This window comes from Rossellomorea orangium, from assembly GCF_019334305.1.
GTDB lineage: Bacteria > Bacillota > Bacilli > Bacillales > Bacillaceae_B > Rossellomorea.
In genome coordinates, this window is sequence record NZ_JAHWGH010000007.1 from 14,018 (window position 1) to 33,022 (window position 19,005).

At 43.0% G+C, this 19,005-nt stretch carries 17 protein-coding genes and 1 riboswitch; of the genes, 2 read left to right on the forward strand and 15 right to left on the reverse strand.

What is annotated here, in order from left to right; all coding sequences use genetic code 11:
- Positions 1-134 precede the first annotated feature (134 nt).
- Both KYJ26_RS03095 and KYJ26_RS03100 read right to left on the reverse strand, forming a co-directional pair.
- A complete protein-coding gene (locus KYJ26_RS03095; RefSeq protein WP_219165864.1) occupies positions 135-1,457 on the reverse strand; it encodes a TrkH family potassium uptake protein in 1,323 nt (440 codons plus the stop codon).
- Positions 1,458-1,459: 2 nt separating this feature from the next.
- Positions 1,460-2,116, reverse strand: coding sequence for a potassium channel family protein (locus KYJ26_RS03100; protein ID WP_219165865.1), 657 nt, complete (start codon positions 2,114-2,116; stop codon positions 1,460-1,462).
- Positions 2,117-2,250: 134 nt separating this feature from the next.
- Positions 2,251-2,390, reverse strand: a riboswitch (cyclic di-AMP (ydaO/yuaA leader).
- A gap of 200 nt (positions 2,391-2,590) precedes the next feature.
- On the opposite strand from KYJ26_RS03100, the gene KYJ26_RS03105 reads away from it, so the two are divergent.
- Both KYJ26_RS03105 and KYJ26_RS03110 read left to right on the forward strand, forming a co-directional pair.
- Entirely contained in the window at positions 2,591-3,454 is an 864-nt protein-coding gene (locus KYJ26_RS03105) for a DUF1206 domain-containing protein (RefSeq protein ID WP_219165866.1), read from the forward strand.
- Between the two features lie 469 nt (positions 3,455-3,923).
- Complete coding sequence (locus tag KYJ26_RS03110) at positions 3,924-5,141, forward strand: dicarboxylate/amino acid:cation symporter (protein ID WP_219165867.1); 1,218 nt, start codon at positions 3,924-3,926, stop codon at positions 5,139-5,141.
- A 41-nt stretch (positions 5,142-5,182) separates the two neighbouring features.
- Here KYJ26_RS03110 and KYJ26_RS03115 read toward each other — a convergent pair whose 3' ends face one another.
- From KYJ26_RS03115 to KYJ26_RS03175, 13 genes are all read right to left on the reverse strand, one after another.
- Positions 5,183-6,379, reverse strand: a complete 1,197-nt coding sequence (locus tag KYJ26_RS03115) for a PDZ domain-containing protein (RefSeq protein ID WP_219165868.1) — start codon at positions 6,377-6,379, stop codon at positions 5,183-5,185.
- 872 nt (positions 6,380-7,251) lie between these two features.
- The gene (locus tag KYJ26_RS03120) at positions 7,252-8,280 is read right to left on the reverse strand and encodes an alpha/beta fold hydrolase (RefSeq protein ID WP_219165869.1); all 1,029 of its coding nucleotides are present in this window, start codon (positions 8,278-8,280) and stop codon (positions 7,252-7,254) included.
- 21 nt (positions 8,281-8,301) lie between these two features.
- A complete protein-coding gene (locus KYJ26_RS03125) occupies positions 8,302-8,502 on the reverse strand; it encodes a hypothetical protein (protein WP_219165870.1) in 201 nt (66 codons plus the stop codon).
- A 12-nt stretch (positions 8,503-8,514) separates the two neighbouring features.
- Positions 8,515-9,276, reverse strand: a complete 762-nt coding sequence (locus KYJ26_RS03130; protein ID WP_219165871.1) for an SDR family oxidoreductase — start codon at positions 9,274-9,276, stop codon at positions 8,515-8,517.
- 217 nt (positions 9,277-9,493) lie between these two features.
- Positions 9,494-10,297 carry a peptidoglycan bridge formation glycyltransferase FemA/FemB family protein gene (locus tag KYJ26_RS03135; protein ID WP_219165872.1) on the reverse strand — a complete coding sequence of 268 codons (804 nt, stop codon included), beginning with the start codon at positions 10,295-10,297 and terminating at the stop codon, positions 9,494-9,496.
- Positions 10,254-11,327: a polysaccharide deacetylase family protein gene (locus tag KYJ26_RS03140; RefSeq protein WP_219165873.1), complete on the reverse strand. Its 1,074-nt coding sequence runs from the start codon at positions 11,325-11,327 to the stop codon at positions 10,254-10,256. Before KYJ26_RS03140 ends, KYJ26_RS03135 begins: the two co-directional genes overlap by 44 nt.
- Positions 11,293-12,255 carry an NAD-dependent epimerase/dehydratase family protein gene (locus tag KYJ26_RS03145; RefSeq protein ID WP_257474865.1) on the reverse strand — a complete coding sequence of 321 codons (963 nt, stop codon included), beginning with the start codon at positions 12,253-12,255 and terminating at the stop codon, positions 11,293-11,295. The genes KYJ26_RS03140 and KYJ26_RS03145 overlap by 35 nt, the downstream gene beginning before the upstream one ends.
- Entirely contained in the window at positions 12,255-13,403 is a 1,149-nt protein-coding gene (locus KYJ26_RS03150) for a glycosyltransferase family 4 protein (RefSeq protein WP_219165874.1), read from the reverse strand. Before KYJ26_RS03150 ends, KYJ26_RS03145 begins: the two co-directional genes overlap by 1 nt.
- On the reverse strand, positions 13,369-14,574 hold the full coding sequence (locus KYJ26_RS24160) for an O-antigen ligase family protein (protein WP_219165875.1): 1,206 nt from the start codon (positions 14,572-14,574) through the stop codon (positions 13,369-13,371). The genes KYJ26_RS03150 and KYJ26_RS24160 overlap by 35 nt, the downstream gene beginning before the upstream one ends.
- Positions 14,561-15,901, reverse strand: coding sequence for a lipopolysaccharide biosynthesis protein (locus tag KYJ26_RS03160; RefSeq protein WP_219165876.1), 1,341 nt, complete (start codon positions 15,899-15,901; stop codon positions 14,561-14,563). The genes KYJ26_RS24160 and KYJ26_RS03160 overlap by 14 nt, the downstream gene beginning before the upstream one ends.
- Positions 15,902-15,945: 44 nt before the next feature.
- Entirely contained in the window at positions 15,946-16,725 is a 780-nt protein-coding gene (locus KYJ26_RS03165; RefSeq protein WP_219165877.1) for a tyrosine-protein phosphatase, read from the reverse strand.
- Positions 16,726-16,750: 25 nt separating this feature from the next.
- Positions 16,751-18,097: a tyrosine-protein kinase domain-containing protein gene (locus KYJ26_RS03170; protein ID WP_219165878.1), complete on the reverse strand. Its 1,347-nt coding sequence runs from the start codon at positions 18,095-18,097 to the stop codon at positions 16,751-16,753.
- A 30-nt stretch (positions 18,098-18,127) separates the two neighbouring features.
- Positions 18,128-18,790, reverse strand: a complete 663-nt coding sequence (locus tag KYJ26_RS03175) for a sugar transferase (protein WP_307513548.1) — start codon at positions 18,788-18,790, stop codon at positions 18,128-18,130.
- Positions 18,791-19,005: the final 215 nt, after the last annotated feature.

The window sequence follows — 19,005 nt, forward strand, 5'->3', positions numbered from 1 at the left end:
CAAAAACATATGATGAAAACGCTTAACAACGGTGTTTTTAGCCTTATGCGAGGTCATGGATGGATTTTTGCTTGATTTATAAAAAAATCGGCCTTCCCACATGCCCTGGATGGGCAAAGCAGGAAAGCCGATTTTCAGCCTGTAAGAATATCTTCTTTCGGATAGCGGATCTTCTCTTTATCAGGTCGGGAAAGGGAGAAAGCCAATGTGAGGGGTCCGAGTTTACCGACGAACATCACAATGATGATGATCCATTTTCCTATGACCGAAAGGGAGCCCGTAATCCCCATGGACAGCCCTACCGTCCCGAAGGCAGACACCACTTCAAACACAAGGGAAAGGAACGACACATTCTTTTCCGTCATTTCAAGGAAGAAAAGAGCGGTGAAGACCAGGAGCACGCTGATCATGGATAAAGCCAATGCTTTAAAAATATGCGTTTGATCAATCGTTCTCCTGAAAATCCGAATCTCTTTTTTCTCTTTTAAAAAGGCAATCATACTCAGGGAAATGACAACAAAGGTCGTCAGCTTAATACCCCCTCCAGTGGAAGCACTCCCTGCTCCGATAAACATTAATAAGATCGTAAAGAGCAAAGTGGAACGCTCCATGCTCCCGTAATCAAGTGAGTTGAACCCCGCAGTCCGTGGTGTTACCGCCTGAAAATAGGAAGCAAATATCTTATCTGAAATCGGGAGTGAAGCCAGGGTATTCGGATTATTGAACTCCAGTACGAATATCATGATGAAGGCAATGACATTCACCAGGAAGGTTCCAAGTACCATGATTTTGGTATGAAGGGATAACTGACGGATCGTTTTGGATTTCCACATATCCACCAGAACCGTAAACCCGATTCCTCCCAATATAAACAGAAATGAAATCGTCAAGTTGATGACCGGACTTCCCACATAGCCCATCAGACTGTCGGACCATAGGGAGAAACCTGCATTGTTAAAAGCGGATATGGAGTGAAAGACACTGACATATAATCCCCTCTTCCACCCAAACTCCGGCACCCATTCCGTCGCTAATAAAAGGACGGCAAACCCTTCAACGATAAAAGAAAAGACAAATAAATACTTCACAAGCTTGATGACCCCGCCCACTGACGTTTGGTTCAGGGCTTGTTGGAGAAGCAATCGTTCTTTGAATCCGATCTTTTTACCTAGCATCATAAAGATCAAGACCGCGAAGGACATGATCCCAAGTCCTCCGATCTGGATCAGGCTCATGACGACGATTTCCCCGAAGAGCGTGTAGACGCTCCCCGTATCCACGACAGCAAGACCCGTCACAGTCATGGCTGATGTAGTCGTGAACAGGGCCTCAAGCCAGGTGATATGTTCAGTAGTGGCGAAAGGAAGTTTTAACAGTCCCATCCCCAATATGATAAAAAATAGAAAGGTCACAACAAGAAGCTGCGGTGGACTTAACCGAATGACCTTTTGCTTCATCCTTATACACCTTCTTTTTCAAATCGGTTAATATCCCGATTATGTCCTATGACGATCAGGAGATCCTCAATTTCGACCACTTCATCGGCAGAAGGAGATACAATGACCTCTTCTCCCCGATGGATGGCGATGATGTTACATCCGAACTTTGCCCGTACATCAAGATCATTCAACGTTCTGTTGGCTACCTTCTTTGAAGCGCATACTTCTACAATACTGTGCTCCTTCGATAACTCGATGTAATCGATGATCTTTTCAGATGTGATATGATGGGCGATCCTTCTGGCCATGTCCCTTTCAGGATGAATGACCTTATCTGCCCCGATCCGGTCAAGCACCTTCTGATGATAGGAATTTGACGCCTTCACCCATACTTCCTTCACTCCCAATTCCTTAAGAAGGAGCGTCGTAAGAATACTTGCTTCTATATTATCCCCGAAGGATACAATCACGTGATCGAAATTCCGTAAACCAAGTGACCTGAGAACGGATTCGTCCATGGCATTCGCCTGCACAGCATGAGTTGCAATATCAATATATTTCTGCACCACATCATGATGAATATCAATGGCTAACACCTCAACATCCAGATCAGCCAACTCCTGGACCAAATTCCCTCCAAATCTCCCTAATCCAATAACGGCAAACTGCTTTTTCATGATGAAATCCTCCAAAACCTTTTTTATAGCTTAACCATCTAATGCTTGTTCATGACTTAATTCCCATATCAAACAACGCAAAAAGACCACCAGGAACTAAGCCTGTGGTCATTATCCATTAAAGATCACAAGTATCATCCTCTCCCACTACGCTTACGAGGTTAGCTGACGGATTCGGGTCATGGAAGTAGCCCTACCTTTCAATAGAAAGGATTCACCCCTATAGTACTAATGGTTCCCCCGCTTCAATTCATGAATTAAGCGATAAAGAATATTCATTTGATGATAGATATATTACTCCTCTCCACATGGGTTGTAAATAGATTATTTGTAAAAAATTCTTAAAGAAAAACAGGCAAAATTGTCTCAATACATCCAACATTTACTGTTCGTTAAAAAGGTTTGTTAATTCGTTATCAGGGGAATAGCATACATAAGTCTTACGAAAATTGAATTAGAAAGGAAGAAACGTTTATGGCAGGAGTTTCATCCCTTAGTTCTTCAAACGGGAATAAAAGCAGTTCATCCGTTTCATCGAATGATATAAAACCATGGATTAAAGGATTTGCACGGGTTGGTTATATCTCAAGGGGCATCGTGTATATGCTTATTGGGGCATTATCCGTCATGGCTGCACTCGGTATAGGCGGAAGCACCTCGGATTCGAGCGGGGCCTTTGCGGCCGTGGCAAGCAAGCCTTTTGGGGAAGTCCTATTATGGGTCCTTGGAGTCGGATTGATCGGAATCGTCCTTTGGCGCCTCATCCAGGTGATCAAAGATCCGGAGCATGTAAAGAATGACGGGAAGTCCATGTTCAGGAGACTCGCAAGCCTCATCAGCGGCATCGCCTATGGGTCCTTAACCTACAACGCCTTTGCCATTGCCATGCATGCCAAAAGCTCGGGATCCGGTTCGGGTTCCAAACAGACCCTTTCAGCCAAGCTATTGGCCCAGCCTTTCGGTCAATGGATCGTCGGAATTGTCGGACTTGTCATTATTGGTTTCGCACTCTATGAAATTCATAAAGCTTATACAGAGAAATACACCGACAAATTCAAGCGACATGAAATGACAGAGAACGAATGGGAGCTTGGACGAAAAACTGGGAAATTGGGGCTGTATTCACGCGGGATCGTCTTTTTACTCATTGGCTACTTCTTCATCCAGACGGCCATCACCGCCGACCCGGATAAAACAAAGGGACTTGACGGGGCATTATCCAAACTCGCCCAGCAGCCTTTCGGACAATGGCTCCTTGGAATCGTAGCCGTTGGATTATTCTTATATGGAGTTTTTCAGATACTGAAAGGAAAGAACCGTCATATGACCATTTATTAATCATGTAAAGAGACTGGGACAAAAGGTTTCCAACTAAAGAAAAATCCGAACGAGTGATTTGATTAAAAGTCAATCTCGTTCGGATTTTTTTAAGTGCTAAAGCTTAACCCCTGTATTTAGCAGGTTCCAGCTGTTGATTGGAGTGCAAGACGAAGACTCCTTCGGAAAAGCGGACTGGCTGAGACCCCGCAGGAGCTTAAGCGACGAGGAGGCTCAGCCGGACGCCCGAGGAAAGCGAAGTCTTGCACGGAAATCAACAGCGGTATAACAAGCGGATGCTAAAAGACCATCTGTTCAGGGGATCTATTTGAAATATAAGAGTCTTTTTCACTCAAATAATCACCGACTTTGACACTTTCTAAGATCTATTGTATCTTATGAAAATGAATCCTCACTAAACCTATCAGATTTATATAAATGTTATGTTTTAGAACTTTGGGGACTATAAGAATAAAGGAGGCGTCAAAACATGAAATCTCTCTGGAGAGGTTATCTCAATACATCCCTGATCATCAAAATAACCGTGGCTCTCATACTGGGGATTGCCGCCGGTCTAATCTTTGGAAAGGATGCATCCGTCCTTTCACCCCTTGGCGACATCTTGATTCGCCTGCTTAAGTTCCTGATCATCCCCCTCATCTTGTTCACCTTGATGGTAGGTGTGAATCAGACGAATGTAAGCAAGCTTGGACGCATGGGCGGAAAGACGTTCTTATACTATTTATTTTCATCTGCTTTAGCCATCATCGTCGGAATCGCCGTTGCCAGTATCTTTAAACCAGGTACAGGCATGACCCTTGATACAACGGAGAAATTCAAGGTGCCGGAAAATCCCGGCGTCACAAGCGTGCTCCTGAATATCATTCCGGAGAATATCGTCACGGCATTCACAGAAATGAACCTTCTGGGGATCATTTTTACAGCCATTGTGTTCGGTATTGGGATTTCGTATTTACGGTCGCAAGCGGAGTATCGTGAACTGGGCGACCATGTGTATAAGGTCGTAAATGGTTTGAACGAAGCCACCCTGGCCATCATGAAGGTGATTCTTCAATATGTACCGGTCGGGATTTTTGCCATCATGGCCAATACAGTCGGAAATCAGGGACTGGACACGCTGCTCTCATTAGGTAATATGATTCTCGTTCTGTATATTGCTTTGTTTGTCCAAATCGCTATATATATTATCGCCCTAGCAGGTTTCAAAATCAGCCCGCGCCGGTTCTTTGCTCAAGCCCGTACACCAATGGTGACCGCATTCGTCACCCAAAGCAGCTCTGGAACACTGCCATTGACACTGAATGCAGCCAAAAATCTCGGTTTGCCGAAAAGCCTGTACGGCTTCAGTTTACCCTTCGGTGCAACGATTAATATGGACGGCGCTGCCATCCGGATTGCCGTGTCTGCCGTATTCGCCGCCAACGTCGTCGGGGACCCGTTATCTCTGACCGATATGCTGGTCGTTGTCCTCGTAGGAACATTGGCTTCAATCGGAACAGCAGGTGTCCCTGGAGCAGGTATCATCATGATTGCAACGGTATTCGCCCAGCTCGGCCTTCCGATGGAAACCGTCGCTCTGTTGACGGCGATTGATGCCCTTGTCGGAATGGGATGCACTGCCCTGAATGTGACCGGAGATTTAGTCGGTACGTCGATTATTGATAAGACTGAGAAGGATAGTGAGTAGCACTAAAAAAAGGATAGCCGCGGCTATCCTTTTTTCTTATTTTATGAAACCTGGTGATGCTCCCATCCAGAAGCCTCATCTGCAAAAATGATCCCCAATTCATGATGATCACCTTCATACAGAGCTCCTTGAGTGAAACGGTTCTCTCCGTTCGTCCCAAGTACCTCCAGCTTACAATAAGCCCCATTCTTTTGAAGGGCTTCATAAAACGCTCTTTCCGTATTTACCTCGACTCCGTTCACCTTCAGGACGATTTCACCTACTTCAAGGGTCAATTTCTTGGCAGGCGATCCTGGGAGGATACCCAGAATCATGACTCCCTTCGGCTGACGTTTAAAGAAGTAAGGCTTTGAATCCTCCGTACTTCTGTAGCGGTATGCGATCCATGCACGTCCAATGACGGCGACGGCTGCTGCACCGATTGAAAACATAGGTGCCCAAAAACCTGTTACGGCCAACGTCAAAACGAATGCACCCAACCAGAAAACCCGGGATCCCGTATATTTAATCGCCACTTCCGGCAACGTGCTTTTCACAAGCTGCTGAAAACCAAGGAGAAACGGTACGCATAGCAAAGAATACGTTTCCGTCCCAACAGTAAGCACCGGCCACCAGTCAAATGGAAGCGTCAAGCTCCCGTCTGGAATCAGGATGAACATCGGGACCAGCCACAGTTTCTTCCCTAGATGTGCCCCAACTTTCAGGCCGCGGGCACTCTTGAATAAACGGGGTGAAGTATGCTTCCAACCATTCAGTCGAATAAGGATGCCTTCTATCATCGTCAGCACACCCAGTAGTACGACGATGGAACTCAGCAGTCCCAGGTTCACGTTCTCCACATATGTATTCACATAGGGGATGTCCCATTGAAAATAATCCAACAACACTAATATGAAATAGGAAAAACCTACAGTCATGGTAGCGGACATAAGCTGAAAACGACCCGTCAGCGCAAACAGGATCGACACCGCCCCGATCAGGATAACGCCGGCGATAGGAATCACCATTCCCACTCCTACCGTAACGATTGAAAACAGCAACCCTAGTACGATTCCGTAAGAAAATAATACCCTCATATCATGGTACCCATCCAACAATCTCGTATTGAAATCTTTTCGTTCCCTCTTCACACGATAATAGCCCGTCATAATAGAGAAGAACACAGAGAGATAGAAAACAGGATGCAGAAATAATTTACCGAATCCTTTCAGGATCTCCAGCAACCAAAGCTCAACCAATGATCACTCACCACCTTTTGTAAGAAAATTTGCATTATCTACTATTTTATCAAAAGAAGCGGTTAAAACCTATTGCAATTTTATTCGTTCATTTTACGTTTCGATGTCATTTCCGACAGCATTCCTCATATTTTCCCGGGAAATGATGTCGATTAGACGGAAATATTCCCTATCATTGCAAAAAAGAGACGACCAGGCTTAACTGCCGACCGTCTCTTATTTCATTTGGCTGTTTTCGAATACATTGTTGCTTTTGGATGTAGCGAGTGGCGGTTGATTTCCGCTACAGGTGCTCGCTTTCCGCGGGGCGTGAGTTGAGCCTCCTCGGGCTTTGCCCTGTGGGGTCTCAACTTTCACGCTATTCCCGCAGGAGTCGAGCACCTTCCGCTCCAATCAACTAGACAGATGAAAAGTTTTACGATCATAAAGGAAATGTGGAAATTGTGTATGCCACTGCTTTTACATTAATTTCATTGACTGATTTTTTGTCCTTTACTCTTTTAAACTGAGGTCACAAACCATCAAACCATTTTGCTCTGTCAACTACTTACTACTTTAGAGGGTGCAGGGTACTGCGTAGACTCATACGGAAAACGGGCGTGCCGAGACCCCGGAAGCGGTTTTTTCTGAGGAGGCTCGGCCGAACGTCTGAGGAAAGCGGGACTGTTCCCTTCACCCGACTGCACCACACCCTATAAGACAGAGCATTCGCAAATCTTCGTCTGTATATGAATAGCAACAATCTTTGCGAAAACAGCCTTTTAATTAAAATAAGATAAAATAAAATCCTTAAAAACAAAGAAAGCAAAACTTAAATATTCCAACGGGTAATCCACTTCCCAATCCATCATCGTCATGTTTCCCTCCTTTCTTTATTTCGAGTGAGCGTGTAACCACTCTTTAAGTCCGGTTGAAATTCCATATTTAATAAGACTGGCATGTCCCCCTGCCACCTCTGATAATTGCTTATCCTCACTCGAAATCAGGTCTAATAATGGAGTGCTGATGGGTGTTGGCACCAAATGATCATATTGAGAAGAAATCATGTAAGTGTTGGATTCTATTGTTTTTAAATCGACCTTTTCCCCGGAGAGTGTGAACTCCCCCTTCATTAAAACATTTTCTTTAATGAAATATGTGAGGATATCCCTTGCCATCGCACCGGTTAGGGAGAGATGATCATTGGTCCACTGATTGAAGCGAAGCCAGTAATCCGTATATTCCTTATCGTAGGCTCTGTTTAAAAGTGAAAAATAGGGAGAAAGGTAAATAGGCGAGGTCAATGCCCTCATTCCATAGCGGACGAAGGGTGCGGGGATGATATTCATTTCTTCCACGAAAGCCGGGACATCCAATTCATCTTTTTTCAAGGCTTCGACCCAACTGCGATAATCCGGGATTTGATTAAAGTCGATGGGGGTGACAAAAAGCATTAGATTCTTGATGAGTTGAGGGTGTAACGCTGCGTAGATGACGGCTAACGTCCCTCCTAAACAAAAGCCGGAAAGGGAGAGCTGATTTTCACCACTATGTTTAAGCGTTTCCTTTATGCACGGGTCCACATAAAGAGAAAGATATTCCGCCAAACCGATTCCTCTTTCTTCTATTACAGGTTCACCAAATTCGAGAAGGTAGACATCATATCCTTCCTTCAGAAATCCCCCTATCATACTATGTTCTTTGGTCAGATCAAGAATGGATGGTTTGTTGATATGTGAATATAGTAAAAATACGGGGATCAGACCATTTTTATTTTCGGAATGATAGTACCATAGTTTACTGTTGTATCGATTCCAGATTTCTTCCCTTGGAAAGTTCGGCTGCCACTCGCTTTCATTTTGCAATGTATCAATGAAGCCTTTCCACCTTGCGACTTCTTTTTGATTATTCTCTTCTTTCATCGTGTTACCTCTATTCTTTATTCATTTAATGTCGTTGCCTAATGTCGTTGCCTGTGGAAAGAGCAGAAGTTGAAATAAATTCACGATAACGTGGAATAGCTGCAGCCATTGCTTGACGGATTCTACAAACACCGGGTCGTCCAATTTCTCTTTAATCGCTTGATTCAGCTCATACTCCACACTCATCCACAGCTTTTTCAAATCTTCATAAAATGGATCCATGTCTTCCCCTCCTTAAACCTGTGCACGGATGCCGCCATCCACGATCAGAATATGTCCATTGATATAATCCGAGGCAGCAGAGGAAAGGAAGACGGCAACACCTTTCAAATCTTCTGGCTGCCCAAATCTCCGCGCAGGTATATGCTGCTTGATCATGTTTCCCTGACTGGCGAATAATTCCTTTGTAATTTTCGTAGGAAAGAAACCGGGTGCGATGGCATTCACCTGAATATTATGAGGTGCCAGCTTCACTGCAAGATCCTTCGTCAGGGTCATGACCGCCCCCTTACTCGTATTGTAAGGAACGGTATCCATCAGCATGGGATTCGTCCCGCCAAATCCGGTCACGGAAGCAATATTAATGATCTTCCCACTTTTCTGACCCACCATGATTCGGGATACTTCCTGTGAAAACAAAAAAACCCCCTTCACATTGACATCCATCACCTTGTCCCACTTATCTTCAGGGATGTCGGCAAAAGGGCCGGTCCAGGACGTCCCGCTATTATTGATCAGGATATCGATTCTGCCAAACTCTTTCATCACCATTTCGACTACGTTCACAACATCTGATTTCTTTGTCACATCGCAAGGGATGGCGAGTGACTGTACGCCTAGATCCAGTAGCTCCTTCTTCACTTCTTCACACGCCGGGAGGTTCCTCGAACATACGACCACATGCGCCCCCGCTTCTCCCAGCGCCATGGCCATCTCTTTCCCAAGACCCCGTCCACCGCCTGTGACGATGGCGACTTTGTTTTTAACTGAGAACATTCTATCAATCTCCTTTCTAGTAAATTGAGGGTCATTATTATAATAGATAGAACGGGGGAATGAGTGATTACTATTTCAGAGTTTCAGTAAAATTGAATGAAATGCCTTTATCAAAATGGCATATGCACAGCTGAAACAATAATTTCTTTCCATACAAAAAGACCTCTCTGAAAACAGGAGGTCTAATGATGTTCGGTTATATTTGATAAAAATATTTCTATTTAAAGCTATACTCTAAGAAATCCGGCCTCTTTCTCCATTTTTGACTTAAGATAAATAATACTATTTTTCCCGGAAGGCTATGGGCTATATAATATTTGTATTCTATTACTTCCCTTCCTCCGAAACCCTTTTTAAAGTCAGAAATATTCTTCATGGCTTCATCCTCATCATCATCGAATGATATACCGACAAAATCATAAATCTGATAATTTTGCTCCTTAAAGTATAAGATATCGTTCCAATGAAGAAAGCGATTAGCCCTTCCGATTCGATTTCTTTCTTGATTATTTCCGAATTCAAACCGTCCGGAACATGAGTGAATCATGCTCGCTTTTCCTTCTGTCAGGGAATACGCATGAGAAGCCAGTTTACGCCCTTGCTCATCCATCACTTTCGTTATCACAAGCATTCCTTCTTCACCTAGGGAATTCAGTTTACTGTAACTGCAGGATGGGATATCTTTCTCCTTTGAAAACGGGATGAAAAACTGAACAAATTCCTTAATGTCTTTTGGAGAGGGATGATCTATGATTGTGACTTCAAAAGAATCTTTAGAGGCCCTGTTAATCTGATACCGGGTGGTTCGATTCATTCCCTTGAATAATTCTTCTTCTGTTTGCTCAAGATTCAGATGGAGGGTCTTAAATTTTTTTAGCATATGGTATTTGTCATCAGACATATGTTTAGGAAGTTGAGAAACGATCGTGATGTCTGTTTTTTTATGAGGTCTATCCGTTTCAATTGTTCCGTATAAATCAGTTATATCTAACATCCATTTCTTCCAGTAAATCGGCTTCATCACAAATCCCCCTATTATAATTAAATTCCCTTTGTAGTTCTGTCATATTTAGACTTCTCATCCCGTACTCTTCCTTCAATCCAGAGAATACTTCAAAAATTCGATTGAGAAATTCAAGATTTTCTCGCAAGTTCGAGTTGAAATTATGTGGGTGCCACCACAAATGATAGGTTTGGCCGTTCTGCGCAGCATACGTTAGATCGTCCAGAATTCTTTTAAGACGAAGGGATTCAAGCCTTTTTAATCTTGGACAATAAGGCCTGAGGAACCTGCTTGATGGTATATTCAATGGCATAGACCCATCACTTTCCTTTAGGGAATACGTATTGTGTCCAGTGAGATTGAAATAGGCATCAAGAAAACGGAGAGCGCGCTTCACATACCTCTTATTTTCACCCGTCTTCAAATCGTAAATCCAAGATTTTTCAGTACCCCGGTAGGAAGTGATCCCTTTACTTCTGCAAAGCTGGACATACTCCTTCTTTATCTGGTTACGGGGAAAAACAATGCTTTTCGGTTCCTGCCGCACCTTTTTCATTACTTCTATGGCTTTACTGAGATCAGCATTAAATTCTTCTATTGTCTGACCTTCTTCTAAGCAGTAATAATGGGAAAAGGTGTGGGTGCCGATCTCTTGGTTTTTTGCCTTTGCTATTTCACTGATCATTGAGGGGGAAAAGTGAAATTCATAATGGTCTCTATCATTTTTTATAGAATTAAGATACACATAGGGCGAAAGCTGTGAATCATGATAACCGGGCAGTTTTGCCGGAAAATCTTTTCTCAACTCTTTGAAATTTTGATAAAACATAAAGCCGACAACGGCCCATGTGGCATGGATATTATATCGATTGAAGCTTTCCAATATGGATGAAACCACATGTTCAGCATCTTCTTCAGATTGATCTTTATACGTTTTAAAGGGAAGCTGGTCCTGCATTCCCCAATAGAGCTCAAAATCCAATGAAATAACTAGAGTTCCTGGTTGATTTTTATTAAATGGAGTGACTTTTTTCCCAAGCAGTTTCATGACTCCTCCTTCTCTTTCTTTGAATTTCATTCAATGCTTCACGAAGGCCTTGTTCCAATGAGTATCGAGGAGACCATTCCAACTGCGCCCTTGCTTTTGAATAGTCCAGGGAGCTATGTTCGATATCACCTTCCCTTGCAGATTCGAACTTGACTGATAAAGGTTTTTCGCTAATTTTGGATATTGAGTGTATGAGTTGATTGATGCTCAGCTGTGTTTCTGAACCAATATTGATGATCTTGTTCTCGCCGTGTTCAAGTGACTGGACACAAGCCTCAGCAACATCCTTCACATATATGAAGTCCCGGGTTTGATTCCCATTACCGAAAACCTGGATGGGTTTATCCTGTGACGCACTGTTCAGGAAGATAGAGATTACGCCCGCTTCGCCTTCTGATGTTTGTCTTGGTCCGTACACATTGGAAAATCGGAGGATCGTATAAGGTAAGGAATTTGATTGGTAATACATTTGAATATAGTTTTCAGATGTCATCTTGGATAAACCATAGGATGAGGTAGGCATAAGCTGATGACGTTCATCGATCGGCAGGTTCAGAGGAGTTCCATACACTGCCGCAGAAGAAGCAAAGATGAATTTTTTCAGATGGTATTTTGCACTCAGATGAAGAAGGTTAATGGTCCCGATAATGTTGACTTTTCCATCCTCCTGCGGATTCTTCATTGAATAGGACACAGAAATCTGTGCTGCTAAATGGATAATGACATCCGGCTCTTCCTTTATGAATACTGTTTCAATTTCCGGACTGGTGATATCCATTTTGTAAAATGCAACACCATCTGGAATATTTTCTTCTTTGCCAGTGATAAGAGAATCGATCATTATAACAGAATGTCCTTTTTCTTGTAGATTTTTTGTAACATGATACCCTATAAATCCCGCTCCGCCCGTTACCAATACCTTCATCATTACACCTCTCTACTCTTATTTGGAAGTCCGACTGGTCTCATTCCAATACCATTTAGCTGAACTGCCTTATACATCTCTATCGTTTGATCACTCATATGTTCAAATAAGAAGTGACTCTCATATCTCGTTCTACTGCATTGCCCCATTTTATTCATCAATTGTGGGTCAATGAGCAGCGTCTTTAACCTTTCCTTTAATGTCTCTGAGTCATTCCTTGGGATCAGAAAACCGTTCTTCCCTTCATCAATAAGTTCTCTCATTCCTCCTACATCCGATGCAACGATGGGTAACCCGGCTCTCATTGCTTCAATGACACTGATGGGAAGCCCTTCATGCCTTGAGATTAATACAAATAGATGTGAGTCTGCCAATAGTTCGGGTATATTTCGTCTGTTCCCAAGGAAATGGACGCGATGTGCAATGGAACTCCTTGCAACCATATCCTTTATCTCCTCTACTAAAGGTCCGTCCCCCACCAGATCCAGCTCCCAAGAGAGCTCCCGGATGTTTTCCAGTGTGAGGAGAAGGCGTCGGTGATCCTTTGGGGAGGCAAACCTTGCTACCATGATTAATTTGGGTTTGGACCCCGATGGATTCCTTCGGAGATTTTCGGGAACATCTGGAACACTGTTATGGATCGTCTTCATTTTTGATTCGTGTATGATCCGGTGCTTTTTAGCTAACTGATAGTCATAGTTTGAAACGGTTATGATCCCATTGGATATCTTTCCTGCAACCCTTTCAAGAATGGCATACATTCTTCTTTTCCTTTCAGGCACCCCCTCAGAAAAGGCCCATCCATGGGCTGTAAATACAGTTGGGACTCGACAGATCTTTCCAGCGATACGTCCCAGCATACCTGCTTTCGAAGAGTGAGTAGCGAGAATATCAGGTTTTAGTTTCTTCAACCACTTGCAAAGCTCGTTCAATGCAAACCAATCCTGTAGTGGATGGATCTTTAATTGAAGATGTATCAACTCTTCGCATCTAATTCCTTTCTTCTGGAGCTCATCGGTGACAGGTCCGCTCCCCATGGAGAGGACGACTACTTCATGTCCCGCTCTCATAAGGCTCAGGGAGAGATCGAGAACATGAACTTGAGCTCCCCCTACATCATCCATTCTTGTAATGAATTGTATGACTTTCATATACTCCCCCCTCTTGTTTAGGAATACTGTCGACAGTGCACCAGGGTAAGGCAAGCAGCAGCCAGAAATGGCGCCAGTGCAGTGTATCGATAAAGAAACTATTGAAAAGTAAGCCGATGATGGATGCAAGAATCACAACAAAATAACCCTGATACACTCCTTCCGTCTTCCTGATATTCCGGAAGCAAGTCAGCATACTCATCCCCACAAAACCAATAAAAGAGATAAACCCCAGAAATCCATTTTCAGTGAGTATCCTCACATATAAACTATGAGTAGAATGATTGAACATCATCTCCGATTGCCCCGACCCCACTCCCAGAGGATGGGTCAATGCGGCTTCCAACGATTCCTTCTGTTTATCAAACCGGGTATTATCGTATTCCTGATATCCTAACCGCTCATGAAACAGATCGACTAGATCAGTAGATGCCATAACAAAGTAGAGAATCGGAAGAGAAGAAAGAATAAGGAGAATGATAATACCGATTCGTTTGTTGATATTCCCTTTAAAAAACATAAAATAAATGAAAAGTGCGACGACAAGATGCCCCCAGGCAGCACGGGAAAAGCTTAATGAGACGGCTAAAGAGAGGACAATGAAACTGATGAACATCCATACTTTCACTTTTTCTCTCCCAGTCACCATCTCAATCTTCAGTAGCAAGAAAAGTGCCGCAGGAATCACAAAGGGACCGAACACATTCGGATCTTTAAACATCGACTTTATTCTTCCCGACCACATAAATAGATCTGAAAACGGAAGTAGGTTGAAGAAGGAACCGAGACCGATTACGGCCGCTGCCATTGCAGCAATTACGTATCCATTAAATATGGTCTCAAGAGCCTTTTCTTTATATATGGAGACCACGCTCCCGATACAGATCCATGTCAGTACGAGGTAAAACGTGATGACGCTATAGTTGAGACCATGGACAGGATCCTTTGCAAAATAGAGTGAAGCCAAATTACACGTTATAAATATGATCAGCAGAAGCATTGGAGCAGGGAGCTCCATCGAAAAGGGGATCATTTTCTTCAACATCAATGCGATAAGGATCATTAACAGAACATCATAGGGAGAAGGCTCAACAAATACGATTGAGCTGCAAGCCAATGTAAAATAAAGAAACGAATTCAGCCAACCGGGAAGAAATTCATTTAGCTTCACTGGCTTCAACTCCTATTTCACATTTCAATTGATCTTGGGTCACACCTTTTGTTCTCATTGCATACCAGGCAAGAAAAGCAACAACCAAATATCCTGCGGAACCCAGAACACTTAAACAAAGCAGGGACTGTATGGATGAGAATTGGGAATGGATCGAAACCAATACTGCAGCCAACAAGAGAACAAAACGAACGAATTCCCCAATAAGATGTAAATGTTGGGCTTCAAAGACATAAAAGTTTGATGTAATGGGATTAACGACCATCTGGAAGAAAAATAGAATCGCCATCACTTGGATGTAGGTCCCTGATTCAATCCACCCTTCGCCAAACACATGTCCAAATGTCCATGGTGCGGCTACTACAATGATGCATATGATCAAGGAACTTACACCAGACAGCTTCCACACCATCTGCCAAAAAAGGGAGTTCAATGGAGTAGTGGTGGAACGCTTCTGTTTTGTGGCGCTGGCAAAATACACTTGTTTAACCGAGAACCCGATCAGGGCGTCTGGAATCGAAAGTACCCGCTGACCGAGCATATAAAGGCCTGCAGCTTTCGACCCGAATGTTGCGGCGATGAAGAAGACAGGCAAATGACCACTGGCAACACTTAATATGGACGACCAGCTTGATATAAGTGGAAAGTACTTATAGCGATTGGCCAACATCCCCATTTTTTTTAGATTGATTTGAGGAAGGCGGACTCTAATGGATTTAAAAGACAGCCTGAGTACTGTACTGCTGCCTACCATCCTTCCAACTACCTCTCCTGCAACCAAACCAACCGGGCCAAAATGAAGAAGACCCAGGCTGATTTGCGAGAATACTTGACTCATGTTCATAAACACTTTCCCTTTAGCCATGAAGGGGTAGGCTTCCCTCCTAATGAGCCACGTATTCAATACTTGAAAGACGCCAAAACCGAATAAGCTCAAAGGCAGTAGCCATAAGTACTCTTCTAAATGGGGAATGTTCACGATGGATGCCATGAAATGCCGGAACAACCAGACCCCAATCAAGCTTAAAACACTCATTCCAGATACAATTATCAATGAAAGACTTAAGAGATTTACCGCATCATCCTCATCCCTTGGCAGCGGGATAGCCGATTCATATAATAAGGAAGCCATCACCGATGTCGTGTACAGGATGGATACATAAATGGAATATCCACCAAATTCTTCAGGTGTGTACAATCGAGTCAACAATGGAGTCGTCAATACGATGACGATGAGAGATATGGCTGTGCCTGAAACGAGAATGGAGACGTTACGATAGAAGTTTCCTTTAAGGATAAGAGCCTTTAATTTTTTTATGAATTTCATCTCCTTGTACCACCTTAATCACGTATGACTTCATGGGAGCGGCATCACTTAAATCCGATCAATCTCTGTTTTCTCCTTATTTTCTCTGGTGTAAAGCTGGTGAAATCCATGCCATTGGCAATATACACGGCATTGGCACGAAAGTAATTGGTATACATAGCCGAAAATTCATGTTGGATCGCTTGATAGGCTTCCCCTAATGTAAACGTCCTGGAATGATGATTATGAGCGTCAGATGCCACAACATGAACATGATTGTATTTGATCAATTCATAGGCAAACTTTTGAATACTCTTTCCGAACTTACCTAAGATACTACCAGCGTTCACTTGGAATAGGGCTCCTTTTTGAAATAAGGAATACAGCAGCTCCGGCTTTTTCCTCAATTCTTCATTACGTTCAACGTGGGCAATGATCGGTACGTACCCCACCAATTGAAGCTTATAAAGAATCATCTCCGTATAGGAGGGGAAATGACTATTAGGGAGCTCGATCAGCACGTACTTATTCGTTTCATTCAGAGTCAACAAAATGGAGTCCAATTTCTGCAAATCCTCCGCAACTTCTCCGTATAAATGGATTTCCATTCCCGGAAGTATCGTAAGCGGGATCTGACGCTTCTTCAATTCACGATTTAGTTCCATTACCTGATGGACAATGCGATGCCCTTTATTAAAATGGAGTCCGTTCCCTTGATGGGGAGTGGCGATGACATGTGAAATACCCGTTTCCGCCGCTTGTCCTGCCATTGAAATCGATTCTTCAAGTGTCACGGGGCCATCATCAATACCATGTAAGATATGGTTGTGTATATCTACAATCACACTGATTCCTCCTCTGTTATAACGATTAATAGTAATACTGAACTTTCTTGGATGGAGCGATTTCATTCAGGATGGTACCGAGGATTTCCGTTTTCACCTGCTGCAGTTGCTGAATTCCATCGGACACTTCATCACGTTTGGATTTTTGGGCATTCACGACGAATATACATCCATCCACTTTGTTGGCTAATGCCAAAGAATCTGATACGACCATCGGCGGACTGTCAATAATGATATATTCATACTCTTTCTTAAGCTCTTGCAGCAACTGGTCCATTCTCTTTGATGAAAGAAGTTCTGTAGGATTCGGAGGTATGATTCCGGCGACGATGACCGAGAGATTCGGAATATGTGTTCCTGATACAATTTCCTTCGCTGTAGAATATCCTTCTAGATAGGAAGTAACCCCTTTTCTACTGCTGACACCAAAGAGGAATTGTCCATCAGGTCTCCTTAAGTCACAATCGATATAAACGGTTTTCTTATTATCGAGTGCCATGACGATCGCAAGGTTGGCACTGGTCAATGACTTCCCTTCATTTGGATGCTTACTTGTCACCATTAATGCAGAAGCAGCATTGTTCTTCGTTTTATACTGGACAATCGTCCTTAGCGAACGATAAGCCTCAGCAAGAGGGGAATGAACCTCTCCGGCTTTTAATAGATGTTGAGATAAGCCCCCGCCCACCTTTTTAGACTTCTTCATATGAGGAATCCCACTCAACACCGGAAGGGATAATGCCTCTTCTACTTCATGGATGGTGATTAATTTCATATCGAAGTGTTTCCTATAGAGAACCCATGTAGCAGACAAAATAAACCCAATGACCATAGACAGAAGGATGTTGATCATTTTATTGGGGCGTACCGGCTTATCACTTGGACTGGCAGATGAAAGAACATGAACATTATCGATATCCATCACTTTCTTTACTTCTTCTTTAAACGTCAGAGCTACTTCATTCGCAATTTCTGCTGCGTTTTCAGGATTCGAGCTCTCAGCGATGATGGAAATGATCTGGGAGTTTTCGTTCGTGACTACACTTGTTTGTTTAACCAGCTCTTCCTTACTGATGCGCTGGTCAAGCTTATCTTCGACCTTATCCATGATCCGGTCACTCTTGATCATGATACTGTAGGTTTCAATTAAACGGATATTGATTTCCACTTCATTAAGTGATAAGTCTTCCCCATTCCCTTTCACGACCGTACCATTGACCAGCAGATCTGTCTTGGATTCATACATAGGAGAGAGCCAGAAGAACGTGATGATGGCCCCCAGGACCGTCGTGAGTATTGTGGTCAGGATAATGAATTTCAAACCGTTTTTTAGCTCTTTCAATATAGCTTGATAATTAAATGATTGCTCCACCCCTACACTCCTTTCAACCTCCGTTGTTCTCTAATAAGAACCACTACGCCGCAAAACAGTACCGATTGTCTTCAACAGGATCTTGAGGTCCAACCGGAGAGATTGATTATAAACATAATATAAATCGTAGAATATCTTCTGTCCGTGGTTCATATCAGAGCGCCCATTTACTTGGGCATATCCGGTCATTCCGGGTTTTACAAATAATCTCTGTCGCTGCTGTTCATCATAATATCGAGTGATGCGTGGCACTTCCGGTCGTGGACCTACCATACTCATATCACCCTTTAGAACATTCAATAGTTGTGGTAATTCATCGAGGCTTGTTTTACGAAGAATCTTTCCCAGGGTGGTAATATCCGGATTGTGTTCCCCTTTGAACACGAAGTCATCAGGGACTTTATCTTTCCAGCCGTACTCTACTTCATTGGATTCCCTCATGGTTCGGAATTTATAAATAGTAAAGGGAGTATGATTGATGCCTGTCCGGGTTTGTTTAAATATAACCGGGCGACCATCCATCATCATAATGAGCAAGTATATCAGGAGAAAGATCGGGCTTAATAGAATCATAGAAATCAAACTGATGACGATATCCATCATCCTCTTGCTGTTCAACTTATCTATTCGAGTCTTAATGTCCACCTGCTCCAGTGCAACGCTCTCTTCATGCATTTTACTTGGTTCTATCAATATTCCTCACCTCCTTAAAAAAAGTAATTAGAAATAATGTTAATTTACTATATTGAGGATAAGGACTATATATTCATTACTTGTTATCTATTTTTTCAATCTTGCACCTCCTTTTAGTCATTTAGAACCCTTAATTGGTAAATTAAGTTATATTATTCGACATCCATTCCTATATCCCCTCTTTTTTCACGAATAAAACTTAAAAAAAGAGAAAG